This window comes from Micromonospora sp. NBRC 110009 (assembly GCF_030518795.1).
Lineage (GTDB): Bacteria > Actinomycetota > Actinomycetes > Mycobacteriales > Micromonosporaceae > Micromonospora.
In genome coordinates, this window is record NZ_CP130427.1 from 104,193 (window position 1) to 121,697 (window position 17,505).

At 72.7% G+C, this 17,505-nt stretch carries 14 protein-coding genes; 8 read left to right on the top strand and 6 right to left on the bottom strand.

Annotated elements, in window-relative coordinates; translation table 11 throughout:
- Positions 1–3 precede the first annotated feature (3 nt).
- Together Q2K19_RS00560 and Q2K19_RS00565 are read right to left on the bottom strand one after the other, a co-directional pair.
- Positions 4–1,053, bottom strand: a complete 1,050-nt coding sequence (locus Q2K19_RS00560; RefSeq protein WP_302766651.1) for a FecCD family ABC transporter permease — start codon at positions 1,051–1,053, stop codon at positions 4–6.
- Positions 1,054–1,153: 100 nt separating this feature from the next.
- Positions 1,154–2,200, bottom strand: coding sequence for a FecCD family ABC transporter permease (locus Q2K19_RS00565; protein ID WP_302766653.1), 1,047 nt, complete (start codon positions 2,198–2,200; stop codon positions 1,154–1,156).
- A gap of 132 nt (positions 2,201–2,332) precedes the next feature.
- On the opposite strand from Q2K19_RS00565, the gene Q2K19_RS00570 reads away from it, so the two are divergent.
- Entirely contained in the window at positions 2,333–3,265 is a 933-nt protein-coding gene (locus Q2K19_RS00570; RefSeq protein ID WP_302766655.1) for a MerR family transcriptional regulator, read from the top strand.
- Between the two features lie 38 nt (positions 3,266–3,303).
- Positions 3,304–3,663, top strand: coding sequence for a YciI family protein (locus tag Q2K19_RS00575; protein WP_302766657.1), 360 nt, complete (start codon positions 3,304–3,306; stop codon positions 3,661–3,663).
- Positions 3,664–3,699: 36 nt separating this feature from the next.
- On the opposite strand, the gene Q2K19_RS00580 is transcribed toward Q2K19_RS00575, so the two are convergent.
- The 3 genes from Q2K19_RS00580 to Q2K19_RS00590 all read right to left on the bottom strand — a co-directional run bounded on the left by Q2K19_RS00580 (position 3,700) and on the right by Q2K19_RS00590 (position 7,089).
- Entirely contained in the window at positions 3,700–4,983 is a 1,284-nt protein-coding gene (locus Q2K19_RS00580; RefSeq protein WP_302765883.1) for an IS4 family transposase, read from the bottom strand.
- Positions 4,984–5,181: 198 nt separating this feature from the next.
- Entirely contained in the window at positions 5,182–5,703 is a 522-nt protein-coding gene (locus tag Q2K19_RS00585; RefSeq protein ID WP_302766660.1) for a cytidine deaminase family protein, read from the bottom strand.
- A 6-nt stretch (positions 5,704–5,709) separates the two neighbouring features.
- The gene (locus Q2K19_RS00590) at positions 5,710–7,089 is read right to left on the bottom strand and encodes an RNA-guided endonuclease InsQ/TnpB family protein (RefSeq protein WP_302766662.1); all 1,380 of its coding nucleotides are present in this window, start codon (positions 7,087–7,089) and stop codon (positions 5,710–5,712) included.
- Between the two features lie 471 nt (positions 7,090–7,560).
- Here Q2K19_RS00590 and Q2K19_RS00595 point away from each other — a divergent pair, with 471 nt between their 5' ends.
- The 3 genes from Q2K19_RS00595 (at position 7,561) to Q2K19_RS00605 (ending at position 12,970) form a co-directional block, all read left to right on the top strand.
- Complete coding sequence (locus Q2K19_RS00595) at positions 7,561–8,298, top strand: MFS transporter (protein ID WP_302766664.1); 738 nt, start codon at positions 7,561–7,563, stop codon at positions 8,296–8,298.
- A gap of 64 nt (positions 8,299–8,362) precedes the next feature.
- Positions 8,363–12,358 carry an ATP-dependent RNA helicase HrpA gene (hrpA, locus tag Q2K19_RS00600; RefSeq protein ID WP_302766665.1) on the top strand — a complete coding sequence of 1,332 codons (3,996 nt, stop codon included), beginning with the start codon at positions 8,363–8,365 and terminating at the stop codon, positions 12,356–12,358.
- Between the two features lie 84 nt (positions 12,359–12,442).
- Positions 12,443–12,970 carry a hypothetical protein gene (locus Q2K19_RS00605; RefSeq protein ID WP_302766667.1) on the top strand — a complete coding sequence of 176 codons (528 nt, stop codon included), beginning with the start codon at positions 12,443–12,445 and terminating at the stop codon, positions 12,968–12,970.
- Between the two features lies 1 nt (position 12,971).
- Here Q2K19_RS00605 and Q2K19_RS00610 read toward each other — a convergent pair whose 3' ends face one another.
- Positions 12,972–13,901 (bottom strand): LysR family transcriptional regulator, encoded by a 930-nt coding sequence (locus tag Q2K19_RS00610; protein WP_302766670.1) that lies wholly within the window; start codon positions 13,899–13,901, stop codon positions 12,972–12,974.
- 134 nt (positions 13,902–14,035) lie between these two features.
- Between Q2K19_RS00610 and Q2K19_RS00615 the strand changes: the two genes are divergently transcribed.
- The 3 genes from Q2K19_RS00615 to Q2K19_RS00625 are packed head-to-tail and all read left to right on the top strand — an operon-like array spanning position 14,036 to position 17,362.
- Positions 14,036–14,668 carry a succinate dehydrogenase cytochrome b subunit gene (locus Q2K19_RS00615; RefSeq protein ID WP_302766671.1) on the top strand — a complete coding sequence of 211 codons (633 nt, stop codon included), beginning with the start codon at positions 14,036–14,038 and terminating at the stop codon, positions 14,666–14,668.
- A gap of 1 nt (position 14,669) precedes the next feature.
- Complete coding sequence (locus Q2K19_RS00620; RefSeq protein ID WP_302766672.1) at positions 14,670–16,604, top strand: fumarate reductase/succinate dehydrogenase flavoprotein subunit; 1,935 nt, start codon at positions 14,670–14,672, stop codon at positions 16,602–16,604.
- The gene (locus Q2K19_RS00625; RefSeq protein WP_302766673.1) at positions 16,601–17,362 is read left to right on the top strand and encodes a succinate dehydrogenase/fumarate reductase iron-sulfur subunit; all 762 of its coding nucleotides are present in this window, start codon (positions 16,601–16,603) and stop codon (positions 17,360–17,362) included. The genes Q2K19_RS00620 and Q2K19_RS00625 overlap by 4 nt, the downstream gene beginning before the upstream one ends.
- Positions 17,363–17,505 lie beyond the last annotated feature (143 nt).

Here is a 17,505-nt window from a genome sequence, read left to right on the forward strand (position 1 = left end):
GCGTCACGAGCGCCTCCCTCGGGTCCGGAGCAGCAGGAACATCAGGTACGGCCCGCCGATCGCGGCGGTCAGCACACCGGCCGGGAGCTGGGTGGGGGCGAGCAGGCGCCGGCCGGCGAGGTCGGCCAGCACCAGCAGCAGCGCGCCGAGCAGGGCCGCGCAGAGCAGCGGGGGCCGCTCGGCGCGGACCAGCCGGCGGGCCACCTGCGGGGCGACCAGGGCGACGAAGTCGACCGCGCCCACCTGGGCGGTGACCGTGGCGGCCACCACCACGCCGGTGCCGGCCAGCCCGATCCGCCGGGCCACCGGGCGCAGCCCGATGCCGCGTGCCGTGTCGTCGTCGAGCGCGGCGCTGTGCAGCGCCCAGCCGGCCCAGAGCAGCACCGGCAGCAGCACGGCGAGGGTGCCCGCGATCCAGGCGGCCTCGGTCCAGCCCTTGCCGGCCAGGGTGCCGATCAGCCAGACCTGGGCGCGCAGCCCGTCGATCGGGTCGGCGGCGAGCATGACCACCTCGGTCAGCGCCCGGAACGCGAAGGCCACCGCCACGCCGGCCAGGACGAACCGTTGCGCGGCCAGGCCGTGCCGGGCGCCGAGGGCGAACACCAGCACGGCTGCGAGCAGCCCGCCGAGCAGCGCGGCCGGCGCGACGAGGATCGCCGCCGCGCCGCCGGTGAGCGCCACCGTGGCGGCCAGCCCGGCGCCCTGGGTGACGCCGATGACGTCGGGGCTGGCGAGCGGGTTCCGCGCCACGCTCTGGATCAGGGTGCCGGCCACGCCGAACGCCGCGCCGGCCACGGCCGCGAGCACCGCACGCGGCAGCCGCAGGTTCAGCACCACGAGGTCGTACGGGGTGCCGGCCCCGGAGAGCGCGCGCAGCACGTCGACCGGGGCGACGTACGGGGTGCCGAGCGAGAGACTGAGCACCACCGCGCCGGCGAGCAGCAGGAACAGGACACCTGCGACCACCACCGGCCGCCGCCGCACCCGCACGGCCACCGGCCCCACCCGCAACACCGACCCCCCGGCCAGCACGACGCCCGGCGCGCTCACCACGCCCCCTCCCCTGCGCGATCTTGCACTTTCGGCCAGCCAGATGAGGCGTCTGCCCCCTTTGCCGGGGTGGCAAGTGCAAGATCGCGAGGGCCGGCGGCGGTCACGCGGTCACCACCCGGGCGCGGCGGACCAGGAGGGCGAGCAGCGGGGCGCCGAGCAGCGCGGTGACGATCCCGGCCGGGACCTCGCCGGGCGGGGCGACCAGCCGGCCCACGATGTCGGCGGCGAGCAGCAGGGCCGGGCCGAGCAGCGCGGCGACCAGCAGGGTCCACCGGTGGTCCGCGCCGACCAGGGCCCGGGCCAGGTGCGGCACGGCCAGCCCGACGAAGGCGATCGGCCCGGCGGCCGCGACGGCGGCGCCGGTGAGCAGGACGGCGCCACCCCCGGCGCCGAGGCGGACCAGGGCGGTGCGGTGGCCCAGGCCACGGGCGACGTCATCGCCGAGGGCGAGCGCGTCGAGGCCCCGGGCGACGAGGGCGGCCAGCACCACGCCGGCGAGGACGAACGGGAGCACCTGCCCGGCGACGCCGACGTCCCGGCCGGTGAGCCCGCCGACCACCCAGAAGCGGTACTCCTCGAAGGTGCGGGCGTCGATGCTGAGCAGCGCGTACACGACGGCGCCGAGGCTGGCGTCGAGGGCCGCGCCGACCAGCGCGAGGGTGACCGGGCTGGCGCCCTCGCGGGTGCGGTTGGCGACGGCGAAGACCAGCAGGCCGGCGAGGAGCGCGCCGGCGACGCCGAACCAGACGTACCCGGTAAGGGTGCTGACCCCGAAGACGGCGATGGCCAGCACCACGCCGAAGGACGCGCCGGCGCTGACGCCGAGGATGCGCGGCTCGGCGAGCGGATTGCGGGTGACGGCCTGGAACAGCACTCCGGCCACGGCGAGGGCGAGCCCGACGACCAGCCCCAGGGCGGTACGCGGCACCCGCAGCTCGCGGACGACGGTGGTGGCGTCGCCGCCGTCCGGGGCGACGAGGGCGTGCCACACCTGGTCGACGGGGAGCGGGCGGCTGCCGAGCGCCAGGCTGGCCAGCAGCACGACGATGAGCAGCAGCGCCGCCGCCAGGGCGACCGCGAGGCGGCGGCCGGGGCCTCGGCGGCTCGGCGTGCCGACCCGTTCGGGCCGGACGGCGACGGTGGTCAACGGGTCTCCCGTCCCTCTGTTTAGGTTCGCCTTACCTTAACCGAGCAGGTTAGGCATGCCTAACTCGGGCTCATCGATCTCCCGGGCGGCGGACTTGCGCCTCCCCCGGGTGGAGGCGCGAGGGTGACGGGCATGAACGGCGAGACGCGCTACTCGATCGGGGACGTCGCCCGGCGGACCGGGCTGACGGTCAAGACCATCCGGTTCTACGCCGACCACGGCATCGCGCCACCGACCGACCGCAGCCCGACCGGCCAGCGTCGCTACGGCATCGAGGCCGTGGCCCGCCTCGACCTGGTACGCACCTTGCGCGACCTGGGGCTGGACCTGGCCACCATCCGCAAGGTCGCGGACCGGGAGATCCCGCTCGCCGAGGTCGCCGCGGCGCACGCCGAGGCGCTGGCCACCCAGATCCGGGTGCTGCGCCTGCGCCACGCGGTACTCACCGCGGTCGCCCGACGCGGATCCACCCCCGAGGAGATGGACCTCCTGCACAAGCTGGCCAGACTCTCCGACGACGAGCGTCGGCGCCTGATCGACGAGTTCCTCGACGCGGCCTTCGCCGGCCTGCGGTCGGATCCCGGGTTCGCGGGCATCAGCCGCTCCCTGACCCCCGAACTGCCCGACGACCCGCAGCCAGAGCAGGTCGAGGCGTGGCTGGAGGTGGCCGAACTGTCCCGGGACCCGGATTTCCGGGCCAGCATGCGGCGCCTGGCGGAGCAGCACGCCGCGGACCAGGCCGGCGCCACCGGCGTACGTCGGGACGCGGTCGCGCTGGTCCGTGACGAGGCCGCCGCGGCCCTGGCCGCCGGCGTCGAGCCGGCCTCGCCCCGGGCCGATCCGGTCGTCGCCGCGGCCACCGCCCGGTACGCGCGGCTCTGCGGTCGCCCCGACGACCTCGGCCTGCGGCGGCGCCTGCTGGACCGGCTGGAGGCGGCGAACGACCCACGCCGCGAGCGCTACCTGCACCTGCTCTCCGTGATCAACGGCTGGCCGGCGACCGAGAGCCTCGCCCCGGTGCTCGACTGGGCCATCCGCGCCCTGCGCGCCCGGACCTCCGGGTAGCCCGGTTTCACCTGGTTCACCCCCCCTACGCTGGCACCATGCGATTCGACCAGCACACCGTGGTCCTCCTGGTCCGACCGGACGACCCGCCCGAGCTGCCCCGGGACGCGGCCGACCGGTTGCAGCACGCGCACCTGGCCCACCAGGCGGGGTTGGTGGAGCAGGGGGCGGTCCTGGCCGCCGGCCCGTTCCTCGGCGGCGACGACGAGCGGATCCGGGGCTTCGCCGTGCTCTCGGTGGATCCGCAGATGGCCCGCGAGCTCTACGCCAACGACCCCGCGGTGAGTTCCGGGCAACTGGTCGCCCGGGTGATGAGCTGGCTGGTGCCGGAGGGTGTGCTCCGCTTCGAGCAGGTCCCGGTGCCCACCTCCATGCTGGAGATGGCCGCCGGGGACTAGTCCCAACGCCGTTCAGTTAGGGCGGTGGTTGGTTGGTCAAGGTTCGTTGGTGATGACGTCGATGCTGGTGGTGGCCTTGTAGGTGCGGCGATCGATGTTCGGTCCGCGGGCCTGGTACTTGGAGTTCGAGCGTTTGATCATGCGGGTCTTGGTGCGGATGCGACGTTCGGGCAGCAGGTCGGCCAGGACACGTTCGCCGATGACACCGACCAGGTCGATGACGGTATCGGCGATGACGCCGGCGGCGTGGACGACCTGGTCGCGGGCGGCGTTGAGGGCGGTGGTGAAACTGGCCCGGTCCGGGTCGAGGCCGGGCCGGCTGTCGGTGGCGTCGACCATGGCGGTCCGCAGCACCTGGTAGACGATTAGCAGGGCGTGGATCTCCTGGTCGACGCCGTCGGGGGTGCGGGCACGCAGGACCCGGCCGCCGAGGATGGTGGACTTGAGTTCCAGGTAGGCGGTCTCGATCTCCCATCGCTGGTGGTAGAGGGCGACGAGGTCGGCGGCTGGGTAGCGACGCGGGTCGAGCAGAGTGGTGATGAGCCGGTAGTCGCCGGTGTGGTGGCCGGCGGTGGTGGTGATGCTGATCCGGGCCTCGATCACGCGGACGTGCTGGCCGCCGATGACCGACAGCCAGGAACCGTCGCGGTAGCGGCGGATCAGCGGGAGCCCGCGGCCGGTCTTGCAGCGGATCAGCAGGTCCGCTCCGGTCGCGGTGAATGTGGCGATCAGGTCGGCGGCGGCGTAGTTGCGGTCGGCCAGTAGCAGCATCCCGGCGCGTAGGCTGCGGGCGAGCTGCCGTGCCTGGACCGTCTCGCCGGTGGTGCTCGGGTCGAACACGGCGTCGATGACCGATCGGGTGCCGCAGGCCAACAGGGCGCTCAGCCGCAGTGTCGGGTAGCCGGAGCCGCCGTTGTTACACCGGTGTTTGACGTAGCGGCGCAGGTTGGCCGTCGAGTCCGCTACGGCGATCACGGTGCCGTCGATGACGACCGGCAGCAGGCCCCGCCACCACACGGTGGCGACGGCACCGGTGGCCGCTGGGCCTCGTAGCAGGTCGAACAAGGCCCGCAGTGGTGCTGAGCCGAGTCGTTGCCGGGCCTGGCGTAACGCGCTGCCGCTGGGGTCCGGTATCGGCAGCCCGCGCAGGCCGGCGACGAGTTTCGCCCACACCTGCCGGTAGCCGAGGTCGGCGAACAGACAGCCGGCCAGCAGCAGGTACACCACCACCCGGGCCGGCAACAGACGGACCCGTCGCTGCGTACGCCGGGTGGTGGCCAGCACCTCATCGACCATCTCGAACGGCACGAGGCGGGTCAACTCACCGAGATGACCCGCCGCGAACGGTCCGGCAGCTACCGTGACCGTCCGTGTTATGGCAATCTGATCCACCGAGCGGGGTTCCTGGTTCGGGTTGTCTTGGAGTGACAAACCTTGATACCGGAACCCCGCCTCTCACTTCCTGATCAACACACCCCTTGACCAGCCCCGCCCACGCCTAACTGAACGGCGTTGGGACTAGTCCTCCGCGGCCTGACGGCTGCCCGGCACCACCGGCATCGGCCACACCCCGGTGCGCGGCGCCGTGGGCAGTTCCACCTGGTGATCCGACCAGACGTAGGTCTCGGGCAGCAGATCCGTCACCGGGACCGCGCGCAGCCCGTCCGGCGGCCCGACGATCACCTTGATCGACGGGAAGTAGTCGAGGAGTACCTGCCGGCACCGGCCGCACGGCGGGATGACGCCCCGGCCCCGGTCGCCGACCGCGACGATGGTCTCCAGGTCGCCGGCGCCCTGGGTGGCGGCGGCGCCGATCGCCACCACCTCGGCGCACGGGCCCCCGGTGAAGTGGTAGACGTTCACGCCGGTGAAGACCCGGCCGTCGGTGGTTCGCGCGGCGGCGGCGACGGTGTGGTTCTCGCTGCGGCAGCGCAGCTTCGCGACAGCGGTGGCGGCCTGCACCAGCGCCCGGTCGGTGTCCCGCATGATCATCCCGTCCGTCGTCGACCCGGTCGGCGAAAACTCTAGTGCGGTGTCCACGAAGGTTCACCGGGTGTCCGGTGCAGGTTGTGGATCCTCGCCGTGGGCGAGCGACTCCCCACCGGGTGGTGGGGCGGGCCTCCGCGGGCCAACTGATCCTCGCGTCGCCTGGGTTGGGCGGCGGGGGTCACGTCGGGACTGGCCGGCACCGGGGAGGTGTCGTCCGGCTCGACGGTGCGTGACCACCTCCGGCACCACGACAGGTGGTGTGGGGGTGGTGGGTCCGCCGCCCGGGCTACGGGTGGCGATGATGGCCGCCGCGACCAGGTCGCGGTGCCCGGAAAAGGCGCAGTGCGGGCAGGACAGTGTCCGGCCGGGCGGTTTCGGTACCCGCCGCCGGCAGGCGGGGCAGGTGGAGGACGTGCCACGTTCGTCGACGAGGTGGACGGTGATGCCGGCCAGAACAGCCTTGTCGTTGAGGACCTGTAGGAGACGGCCGATCTGCCACTGCCGCAGCCGCAGGTTGTGCCGCCGCCCCGCATCGATGCCGAGCACCCCGCGCGGGTCCCCGACGTGCAGCACACCGACCCGCTGCGCCACCGCCCAGGAGACAACCTGGCGGGCGGCTTCGTGCTGGGCCTGCCGGACCCTGCGGCGGTGCCGGCCCTCCACCATGCGGGCTCGGCGGCGGTACTTGCGCCACCGCCGAGACCCCTGCTGCCCCGGCTTCGGCGCCCGCCCCGCCATCGCACGGCGGCGCGCCTTCGTGTCGGCCAGGTGCACGCGATGCTCCGCGCGGATCGCCCGCCCAGACACCAGCAGGCCTCCACCGCCCGGGCCGGCCACGGCGTACGGGTGAATGATCCCGAGATCAACTCCGGCCACCAGGTCCGGGGCCGGCTCCTCACCGGGCGGGTAGGACGCGACCGGGACTTCGGCGGTCACGTCCAGGAACAGCCGACCACCCTCGCACAGCAGGGTGATCGAGCGGACCTGTTCGACCGGATACGGCACCTCCCGCGCCAGACGCACCCACAACGGCGACGCACCCTTCGCCACCGGGATTCGGACCCGGCGCCCGTCGAGGCTGAACGTGCCGTGATACCAGCGCACCGGCATCAACCGACGCCGCCGGCGCGGGAACCTGGCCGACAGCTCGCCGTCCTTGCGGCGTTTCGCCGCGGCGAACCAGGCGTCGGAGAACCGCCGTAACACCGACCGAGCGCCCGTCGTGTCCAGCTCACCGAAGGTGCCCGGCCCGGATGCCGCCAGCTCCCGACACAACTCCTGATAGCTCACCAACGGCGCAGCCTGGCGGCGCCGCCGCCACGTGTTGATCTCCAGCAGGCACGCCCACACATCACCGGCCGAGCGCAGCAACCCGAAACACCGCCGCCGCTGCCCCATTGTCACCCGCAACGCCACCCGGGCAGTGCGATGCACCACCCGGGGCACGGCGGGATCGCGACGGCGAGGCACAATCCGACCCAACACCACCGGTACGACAAAACCGCACCAAGGCCAACCCGGCGGCGGTCGCCACCGCCGGCTTCCTGCCGAACCTGTTGCTGCCCCTGCTGGTCGGACACTGGCTGGAACACCGCCGCCGGCGGCGGATCCTGGTGGTCGCCGATCTGGTGCGCGCCGCCGTGCTGACCGCGGTGCCGGTCGCCCAGGTCGGCGGGGCTCTCTCCGTGCCGCTGCTGGTGGCGGTCGCCCTCACCATGGGCGCGGCCAGCTTGGTCTTCGAGATCGGGAGCTTCGCCTACGTGCCGTCGCTGGTCGCCGAGGCGGACCTCGGCGCGGCGAACCGGGCCACCCGGGGCTCCACGACGGCCGCGCAGGTGGGCGGGCCCGGGCTGGCCGGCGGGCTGGCACCAACTGCTCGGCCCGGCCACGGCCCTCGCCCTGGACGCCGTGAGCTACCTGGCCAGCGCCGCCGGGGTGGCCGGCGCCCGACGGCCCGAGCCCGTCCCGCCCCGAAGCGACGAGAAGACCTCGATCCTGGCCGGGCTCCGGGCCATCGCGGTCAACCCCTGGCTGCGGGCGCTGACCGCGCACGCCGCGATCTACAACGGCGCCGCCCAGATCCTCGTGGTCAACCTGGTCGTCTACGCCGTCACGGACCGGGGACTGGGCCCGGGCCTGTTCGGCCTGGCGCTGAGCGCGGCGGGCGCCGGGGCGTTCCTGGGCACCCTCGCCTCCCTCCAGCTCGCCGGCCGGCTCGGCTACGGCCGGACCTTCGGCGGTGCGCTGACGCTCTCCACCGGCACCCCGCTGCTGATCGCTCTCCTGCCCGGTACCGGATCGGCCCTGGCCGCCACCCTCGCGCTGGTCCAGCTGATCAGCGGCTTCGGGCTCGGCGTCGCCAACGTCCTGTCGGTGACGCTGCGGCAGGTCGTGATCCCCGCGGCAACCTCGCCCGCAGCAACGGCGGATACCGGCTGCTCACCTTCGGCGTGCTGCCGGTGGGCAGCGCGCTCGGCGGGGTGCTCGGGCAGACCCTCGGCAGCCGGGTCGGGGTGGCGGTCGGCGCAGCCGGCCTGGCGCTGTCGGCGCTCCCCATGTTCCACCGCCGGATCCGCTCGCTGCGCCGCCCCGACGAGGCGAAGCCGGCCCTCACCGACCGGCCGGTGCCACCCGCCGGCCGGCTGAGCCCGGCCGCTGGGCGGTAACCCGGGAGCGGCCGGGCCGTGGGCTGCCTATCCTTGGCGACGACATGCAGAATCCAGCCGTACCCGCCGCCCCCGAGACCGCCCGCGACCTGCACCGCCGCCTCTCTCCCCTGATGTTCCGCGACCAGCGCCGGCTGGAGCGGCGGCTGGACGGGGTCCGGAGGTTGCGCGACCCGCAACGGCGCGACGCGGCGCTGGCCGAGATCGCCACGGAGGTGGCCCGGGCCGAGGCGCGGCTGGCGAGCCGGCAGGCCGCCGTGCCGACGATCACGTACCCGGCGCAGCTGCCGGTCAGCGAGCGCAAGGACGACATCGCCGCCGCGATCCGCGACCACCAGGTGGTGATCGTGGCCGGCGAGACCGGCTCCGGCAAGACCACCCAGCTGCCCAAGATCTGCCTGGAGCTGGGCCGCGGGATCACCGGCCTGATCGGGCACACCCAGCCCCGGCGGCTCGCGGCGCGCACGGTGGCGGACCGGATCGCCGAGGAGCTCGGCACCGAGCTGGGCGACGTGGTCGGCTACAAGGTCCGCTTCACCGATCAGGTCGGCGAGAACAGCCTGGTCAAGCTGATGACCGACGGCATCCTGCTGGCCGAGTTGCAGACCGACCGGATGCTGCGCCAGTACGACACACTGATCATCGACGAGGCGCACGAGCGCAGCCTCAACATCGACTTCATCCTCGGCTACCTCAAGCAGCTCCTCCCCCGCCGTCCCGACCTCAAGGTGGTCATCACCTCGGCGACCATCGAGACCGACCGGTTCGCCCGGCACTTCGCCGACGCCGAGGGCAACCCGGCGCCGATCGTCGAGGTGTCCGGCCGGACCTATCCGGTGGAGGTGCGCTACCGGCCGCTGGTCGAGGTGATCGAGGCCGAGGAGGAGGACGACGGGGACGAGGAGAACGTCCGCGACCAGATCCAGGCCATCGGCGACGCGGTCGAGGAGCTGGCCGCCGAGGGGCCCGGCGACATCCTGGTCTTCCTCAGCGGCGAGCGGGAGATCCGGGACACCGCCGAGGCGCTCGGCAAGCTGGTGCAGAAGAAGCGCTCCCTGCTGGGCACCGAGATCCTCCCGCTGTACGCCCGGCTCTCCAGCGCCGAGCAGCACCGGGTCTTCGCCCCGCACAGCGGACGGCGGGTGGTGCTGGCCACCAACGTCGCGGAGACCTCGCTGACCGTCCCCGGCATCAAGTACGTGGTGGACCCGGGGACGGCCCGGATCTCCCGCTACTCCAGCCGGCTCAAGGTGCAGCGGCTGCCGATCGAGCCGGTCTCGCAGGCGTCGGCCAACCAGCGCAAGGGCCGCTGCGGCCGGACCTCGGACGGCATCTGCATCCGCCTCTACGACGAGCCGGACTTCGAGTCCCGGCCCGAGTTCACCGACCCGGAGATCCTGCGGACCAACCTCGCCTCGGTCATCCTCCAGATGACCTCGATCGGGCTCGGCGACATCGCCGCCTTCCCGTTCATCGACCCGCCGGACCGGCGCAACGTCACCGACGGCGTCAACCTGCTGCACGAGCTGGGCGCGCTGAACCCCGCCGAGAGCGACCCGGCGAAGCGGCTCACCCCGCTCGGCCGGCGGCTCGCCCAGCTCCCGGTCGACCCCCGGCTGGCCCGGATGGTCCTCGAGGGCGAGCGCAACGGCTGCGCCACCGAGGTGGTCGTGATCGCCGCCGCGCTCTCCATCCAGGACCCGCGCGAGCGGCCCGCCGACCGGCAGGCCCAGGCCGACCAGGCGCACGCCCGGTTCGCCGACCGGGAGTCGGACTTCGTCGCCTACCTCAACCTCTGGCGCTACCTGCGCGAACAGCAGCGGGCGCTGTCCTCCAGCGCCTTTCGCCGGATGTGCAAGGCGGAGTACCTCAACTACCTGCGGGTCCGCGAGTGGCAGGACATCGTCAGCCAGCTGCGCCAGGTGCTGCGAAGCTCGGACAAGGGTGACGGCCGACGTGGCGGCGGCGCGGACCTGCCGGAGGAGATCGACACCCCGAAGGTGCACCAGTCCCTGCTGCCCGGCCTGCTCTCGCACCTCGGGCTCAAGGACGCGCAGAAGCACGAGTACCTGGGGGCGCGTGGGGCGAAGTTCGGCATCTTCCCCGGGTCGGCGCTGTTCAAGAAGCCGCCGCGCTGGGTGATGGCCGCCGAGCTGGTGGAGACCTCCCGGCTCTGGGGCCGGGTGGCCGGCCGGGTCGAACCCGAGTGGGTGGAGCCGCTGGCGCAGCACCTGGTCAAGCGCAGCTACAGCGAGCCGCACTGGGAGAAGAAGCAGGCCGCCGTGATGGCCTACGAGAAGGTCACCCTGTACGGCATCCCGATCGTCACCTCCCGCAAGGTCAATTTCGGGCGGATCGACGCGGGCCTGAGCCGCGAGCTGTTCATCCGGCACGCCCTGGTGGAGGGCGACTGGCAGACCCACCACCAGTTCTGGCGGGACAACCAGCGGCTGCTGGCCGAGGTGGAGGAGCTGGAGAACCGGGCCCGGCGGCGCGACATCCTGGTCGACGACGAGACGATCTACCACTTCTACGACGAGCGGATCCCCGCCGACGTGGTCTCCGGCCGGCACTTCGACACCTGGTGGAAGAAGACCCGGCGGGAGCGGCCGGACCTGCTCACCTTCACCCGCGAGCTGCTGATCAACTCCGGTCGCGGCGGGGTGGACGAGGCCGACTACCCGGACGAGTGGCGGGCGGACGGGGTGGCCCTCCCGCTGACCTACACCTTCGACCCGGGGACCCCGACCGACGGCGTCACCGTGGACATCCCGCTGCCGCTGCTCAACCAGGTGCCGGCCGAGAGCTTCGACTGGCAGGTGCCGGGCCTGCGCGAGGAGCTGGTGATCGCGCTGATCCGGTCGCTGCCCAAGGCGATCCGGCGCAACTTCGTCCCGGTGCCCGACTTCGCCCGGGCGGCCCTCGCGGCGATCACGCCCGGGGAGGAGCCGCTGCTCGGCGCGCTCACCCGGCAGCTGCGCCGGATGACCGGGGTGACCGTCCCGCCGGAGGCCTGGGACCCGGCGAAGCTGCCGCCGCACCTGCGGGTCAGCTTCCGGGTGCTCGGTGAGGACGAGAAGCCGGTCGCCGAGGGCAAGGACCTGCCGGCCCTGCAACGCCAGCTCCGCCAGGAGGTACGCCAGGTGGTCGCGGCCGCCGCCCCGGACGTCGCCCGGACGGGCCTCCGTGAGTGGAGCATCGGCACCCTGCCGCGGACCATCGAGCAGGTCCGCGCCGGGTACGCGGTGACCGCGTACCCGGCCCTGGTCGATGAGGGCGCCACCGTCGGGGTGAAGGTGTTCGACTCCCCGGCCGAGCAGGAGGCCGCGCACTGGGCGGGCACCCGCCGGCTGCTCCGGCTGACCGTGCCGTCCCCGGCGAAGTTCCTCCAGGGGCGGCTGAGCAACGAGGCCAAGCTGGCGCTCAGCCGCAACCCGCACGGCGGGGTGCAGGCGCTGATCGAGGACGCGGCCGGCGCCGCGATCGACAAGCTGATGGCGGACGCGGGCGGCCCGGCCTGGGACGCCGAGGGGTTCGCCGCGCTGCGCGACAAGGTCCGCGCCGACCTGATCGACACCGTGGTCGAGGTGATGAACCGGGTCCGCCAGGTGCTGGCCGCCGGGTACGCGGTGGAGCAGCGGCTCGGCGCCACGAAGAACCTCGCGGTGGTGGCGGCCCTGGCCGACATCCGCAGCCAGCTCGACGGCCTGGTGCACAAGGGCTTCATCACCGAGGCCGGCCACGCCCGCCTGCCCGACCTGCTGCGCTATCTGACCGCGATCGAGCGGCGGCTGGACCGGCTGCCCGGCAACCCGCAGCGGGACAAGCAGCAGCAGGACCGGATCGCCGTGGTGCAGCGGGAGTACCAGGACATGCTGGCCGCGCTGCCTGAGGCGAAGCGGCAGTCGGCGGCGGTCCGGCAGGTCCGCTGGATGATCGAGGAGCTGCGGGTGAACGTCTTCGCCCAGGCGCTCGGCACCCCGTACCCGGTCTCCGAGCAGCGGATCTACCGGGCGATGGACGACGCCGAGGGCCGCTGACCCGGCCGTTCGCCGCGACATACCCGGCCGCCTGCCGGGTACCCGCACCCCACGAGCCTCCGACGAGCGGTGGGGTGGGTACGCATGGCGGCAGGGCCGACGTCCGAGGTCAGCTACGCGGCGCGGCGGCTCCGCGTCACCGCCGAGATGCCGTTCGACGAGTTCCGGCAACGGTACGAAGCGGCGGTGCCCGAGTACGACCCGAAGACGTTCGGCGCGCTCGTGCGGCGCGGGGCGGACTGGTCGGAGATGGTCGCCCTGATGGATCGTTCGGCGCCGCACGGCTTCCTGCGCTACTGGGGCAGCGACGTCGAACCGCTGATGAGCCTGGCCGGCGATCCCGGACCGTGTGCCGCGTACCTGATGGGCAACCACGTGATCATCGAGGAGATGTACCGGTACGACCCGGACGCGTTCCTGTACGCGCCGCTGCGTCCGGTCATCTCCAGCCGCTCCGGCGGCAGCACCCAGTTCAGCATCGACCAGCCCAGCCTGCTCTTCGCCTCCTTCGGCGACGACCGCATCACGAAGGTCGGCGTCGAGCTGGACCGGAAGGTCGCCGCCCTGCTCCGGCAGCTGGGCGCTCCGGTGCCCCCAGCCCTCGCCGGCTGACCTACAGCGGCTCCACGCCGGCCGGGAGCTGGTCGGCGGCGGTGGCGTCGTGCACGTACTCCAGGAGGATGCGGCGCAGCTCGCGGCCGGCGTGGGTCGGGACGACGTCCCGGCGGCGGGCCACCGCGATGGTCCGGCGTACGCCGGGCGGGGCGAGCCGGGTGACCCGGATGCCGGCCCGGCGGGCCACCGCGATGCCGGGCACCAGGGCCGCGCCGAGCCCGGCCTCGACGAAGCTGAGCACGGCGTCCAGCTCCCCGCCGTCCACCGACAGGGTCGGCTCGAAGCCGGCGTCGCGGCACGCCTGCAGGGTGGCGTCGCGCAGGTCGTAGCCCTGGCGGAACATCACCAGGGGCTGGTCGCGCAGGTCGGTGATGCGCACCTGGCCGGTGGCGGAGGCGGCCGGCAGCGGGTCCACCGAGGCGACCACCAGGCTCTCCCGCAGGATCGGGTCGGCGCGCAGGCCGGGGTCCGTCCCGGCCGACGGCATGATGATCAGCGCCAGGTCGAGGTCGCCGCGGAGCAGGTCGCGGACCAGGTCCTGGGAGCCGCCCTCCTCCACCCGCAGGTCGACGGTGGGGTGGGCGTCGCGGAACCGGCGCAGCACCGGAGGCGCGAGCGCGGTGGCCAGGCTGGGAGTGGCGCCGAGCCGGACCCGGCCCCGGCGCAGCCCGACCAGCTCCTGCACCTCGCGGGTGGCGGTTTCCACGTCGGCGAGGATCCGCTTGGCCAGCGGCAGCAGCACCTCGCCCGCCGCGGTGAGGGCGATGTTGCCCCTTACCCGCTCGAACAACGGGGCCCCCAGGTCGGTCTCCAGGGCGTGAATTTGCTTACTCAGGGAGGGCTGGGTGATGCCCACCAGATCGGCAGCTTGGGTGAAATGTCGTACTTCTGCGACCGCGACGAAGTACCGGAGCTGATGCAGCTGCATCTACATAGCTTATGGCTATCAAGACTGCGAAGTCGATGCATTGGACGCCTGATCGAACTGCTCCTAGCGTCGGGCGTGTGGTAATCACGAAAACTCGGTCGCCCATCCGCTCGAACATCGGTCTCAAGGCCGTCATGGCGGTGACGGGCATCATCCTGGTGCTGTTCCTGGTCGCGCACATGCTCGGCAACCTCAAGATCTTCACGGGCGAGACCTCGTTCGACCACTACGCGCACTGGCTGCGCGAGATCGGGACGCCGCTGCTGCCGTCGACCTGGTACCTGTGGATCCAGCGCACGGTCCTCACCGTCGCCGTGCTGGCGCACATCGCCTCGGCCACCGTCCTGGCCGTGCGCGCCCGGGCCGCTCGCCCGGTGCGGTACGCGCACCGCAAGAAGATCCACGTGAACTACGCGGCCCGCACGATGCGCTGGGGTGGGGTGATCATCCTGCTCTTCGTGATCTACCACATCCTGGACCTGACCACCGGTCACCTGAACCCGCAGGGCGACGCGAGCAACCCCTACGGCAACGTGGTGGCCGACTTCGCCCCGGAGCGGTGGTACGTCACCCTCTTCTACGTCCTGGCGATCGTCACGCTCGGCTTCCACCTGCGCCACGGCGCCTTCAGCGCGTTCCGCAGCCTCGGCCAGCAGACCCCGAAGGGCGAGCAGCGGGCCCGCACCGCCGCGCTGGTCTTCGCCGTCGTGCTCTGCGCCGGCTACCTGGTGGTCCCGTTCGCCGTACTCACCGGATTGGTGGCCTGACATGGATCTCTACACCGAAGGCGACCCGATCGCCGACACCAAGGCTCCGGATGGCCCCATCGAGACCCGGTGGGACCGCCACCGGTTCGAGATGAAGCTGGTCAACCCGGCCAACCGCCGGAAGCTGACCGTCATCGTGGTGGGCACCGGCCTGGCCGGCGGGTCGGCCGCGGCGACCCTCGCCGAGCAGGGCTACCACGTCAAGTCCTACTGCTACCAGGACAGCCCGCGCCGGGCGCACTCGATCGCCGCCCAGGGCGGCATCAACGCCGCCAAGAACTACCGCAACGACGGTGACTCGGTGCACCGGCTCTTCTACGACACCGTCAAGGGCGGGGACTTCCGCTCCCGCGAGTCGAACGTGCACCGGCTGGCCGAGGTCTCGGTCAACATCATCGACCAGTGCGTCGCCCAGGGCGTCCCGTTCGCCCGCGAGTACGGCGGCCTGCTCGACACCCGCTCCTTCGGCGGCGCGCAGGTACAGCGCACCTTCTACGCCCGGGGCCAGACGGGCCAGCAGCTGCTGCTCGGCGCGTACCAGGCGCTGGAGCGGCAGATCGGCCTGGGCAACGTGGAGATGAACGCCCGCCACGAGATGCTCGAGCTGGTCATCGTCGACGGCCGGGCCCGCGGCATCGTGGTGCGGGACCTGGTCACCGGTGAGATCAGCACCGAGATGGCCGACGCGGTGGTGCTCGCCTCCGGCGGCTACGGCAACGTCTTCTACCTCTCCACCAACGCCAAGGGCTGCAACGTCACCGCCTCCTGGCGGGCGCACCGCAAGGGCGCGTACTTCGCGAACCCCTGCTACACGCAGATCCACCCGACCTGCATCCCGGTCTCCGGCGACCACCAGTCGAAGCTGACCCTGATGAGCGAGTCGCTGCGCAACGACGGCCGGGTCTGGGTGCCCAAGGCCAAGGGCGACACCCGCGGCCCGAAGGACATCCCCGAGGACGAGCGGGACTACTACCTGGAGCGGATCTACCCCTCCTTCGGCAACCTGGTCCCCCGGGACATCGCCTCCCGCGCCGCGAAGAACGTCTGCGACGAGGGCCGCGGTGTCGGCCCGGGCGGGCTCGGCGTCTACCTCGACTTCGCCGACGCGATCAACCGGCTCGGCCGCAAGGCCATCGAGGCCAAGTACGGCAACCTCTTCGAGATGTACGAGCGGATCACCGGGGAGGACCCGTACCAGGTCCCGATGCGGATCTACCCCGCCGTGCACTACACGATGGGTGGCCTCTGGGTCGACTACGACCTCCAGTCGAGCATCCCGGGCCTGTTCGTGATCGGCGAGGCGAACTTCTCCGACCACGGCGCGAACCGCCTCGGCGCCTCGGCGCTGATGCAGGGCCTGGCCGACGGCTACTTCGTGCTGCCGAACACTCTGGCGAACTACCTGGCCTCCGGCCCGCTGGAGAAGGTCGACGCCAGCCACCCCGAGGCGGTGGCGGCGCGGACCGAGGTCGAGGAGCGGCTCCAGCGGCTGCTGGCGATCAACGGCGACCGCACGGTGGACTCGTTCCACCGGGAGCTGGGCCAGATCATGTGGGAGCACTGCGGCATGGAGCGCTCCGAGGCCGGGCTGCGCAAGGCGATCGACGAGATCCGCACCCTGCGCGACGAGTTCTGGCAGCGGGTCCGCGTCCCGGGCGACGGCGAGGGGCTCAACCAGTCGCTGGAGAAGGCCGGCCGGGTGGCCGACTTCTTCGAGCTGGCCGAGCTCATGTGCATCGACGCCCTGCACCGCGAAGAGTCCTGCGGCGGCCACTTCCGGGCCGAGCACCAGACCCCCGACGGTGAGGCGCAGCGCGACGACGACCGGTTCTCCTACGTAGCGGCCTGGGAGTACACCAGCGACGGCCAGCCCGTGCTGCACAAGGAAGACCTGACCTTCGAATACGTCCACCCCACGCAGCGGAGCTACAAGTGAACCTGACCCTGCGCATCTGGCGCCAGACGGGCCCCGAGGACAAGGGTCAGATGGTGACCTACCCGGTGCAGGACGTGTCCCCGGACATGTCCTTCCTGGAGATGCTCGACGTGCTCAACGAGCGGCTGATCCTCGACGGCGAGGAGCCGGTCGCGTTCGACCACGACTGCCGCGAGGGCATCTGCGGCATGTGCAGCCTCATGATCAACGGTGAGGCGCACGGCCCGCAGCGCGGCACCACCGCCTGCCAGCTGCACATGCGGCAGTTCTCCGACGGCGACACGATCGACATCGAGCCGTGGCGCGCCCGGGCCTTCCCGGTCGTCAAGGACCTGGTGGTCAACCGCAACGCCTTCGACCAGATCATCGCCGCCGGCGGGTACGTCACCGCGCCGACCGGCAGCGCCCCCGAGGCCCACTCCACGCCGGTGGCCAAGGCCGACGCGGACGCCGCCTTCGAGTCGGCCGCCTGCATCGGCTGCGGCGCCTGCGTGGCGGCCTGCCCGAACGGCTCCGGCATGCTGTTCACCGCCGCCAAGATCAACCAGCTCTCGCTGCTGCCGCAGGGCCAGCCCGAGCGCTACACCCGGGTGATCGGCATGGTGGACGCGCACGACGAGGCCGGCTTCGGCGGCTGCACCAACATCGGTGAGTGCGCCGCGGCCTGCCCGAAGGGCATCCCGCTGAACACCATCGGCCGGCTCAACCGGGACTACCTCAAGGCGACGGCCAAGCGCGCCGGCACCCCGGGCTCCTGAGCCCCGCGGCGGCTCCGCCCGCCATCGGCGTCACCTACCGCCGCGCCCCGCACCGGGGCGCGGCGGTCGGCGTTTCCAGGGGTACGCGGGGCGGGCCGGCGCACGCCCGGTTCAACCCCTCCCCCCGCGGGTAGCAGTCCGAT